Genomic DNA, 745 nt, shown 5'->3' with positions numbered 1-745 from the left:
CCTGTTGGCCAATCTCGACCTCGGTCCCGTCGGATCCGGTTGCGGGCTGGACGGCGATCGGGGCCGTCTCGCCAGCCGTCTCCGGCGTGGCGTCGGGGGTCGCCGTGGGCAGCTTGACCGGTTCTGTCACACCCTCAGCGACGGGAACCCTCACATCGGGTGGGGCGGACCCGATGATGGCCGGGCCGGTCGCACCCTCGTCCAGATAGGTGATCCACCACCAGCCGGCCGCCACCAGCAGAAGAATCAGGATCGCGAAAGCCGCTTTGCGCATCGTGCCGTTGTCCTTCCCGTCATTGTCGCCGATCTATGACACAGGCGCGACAAGCCGAAAAGCCGCCGCTGCCCGTCATTCTGCCACGAAAAGCGGCTTCTTGCGCCTCTTGCCGGATCAAATCCGGTTGAATCGCGCCGGCGGGAAGCCTATTTTCACGCCACTCACCCGCATGGCCATAAAAGGAGCATCGCCATAGCCCGCAGACCGCATAACGCACCGCCCACCCGCGACACCGGCCCCCGCGTCAATGAACGCATCCGCGTCGCCGAAATCCGCCTGATCGGTCCCGAAGGGGAAAATGTCGGCGTCGTCTCGCCTTCGGTCGGACTGGACATGGCAAGAGAGAGCGGTCTGGACCTGGTCGAGATCTCGCCCAACGCGACCCCCCCGGTCTGCAAGGTCATGGATCTTGGCAAGTTCAAGTATGAACAGCAAAAGCGCGAGGCCGAGGCCCGCAAGAAGCAGAAG

General features: G+C 64.3%; 2 protein-coding genes. One reads left to right on the top strand and one right to left on the bottom strand.

Annotated features, from left to right (window positions below; genetic code table 11):
* On the bottom strand, window positions 1-274 hold a 274-nt coding region (locus B4L36_RS15740; protein WP_292959102.1), incomplete at its 3' end, for a hypothetical protein.
* Between the two features lie 189 nt (window positions 275-463).
* On the opposite strand from B4L36_RS15740, the gene infC reads away from it, so the two are divergent.
* The coding region (gene infC, locus B4L36_RS15735; RefSeq protein ID WP_349675832.1) for a translation initiation factor IF-3 at window positions 464-745 on the top strand (282 nt) is incomplete at its 3' end.

This window comes from Paracoccus sp. UBA889, assembly GCA_002294185.1.
GTDB lineage: Bacteria > Pseudomonadota > Alphaproteobacteria > Rhodobacterales > Rhodobacteraceae > Paracoccus.
The sequence above is the reverse complement of the archived record's forward strand: the minus strand, read 5'-3'. Positions and strand labels throughout refer to the sequence as shown.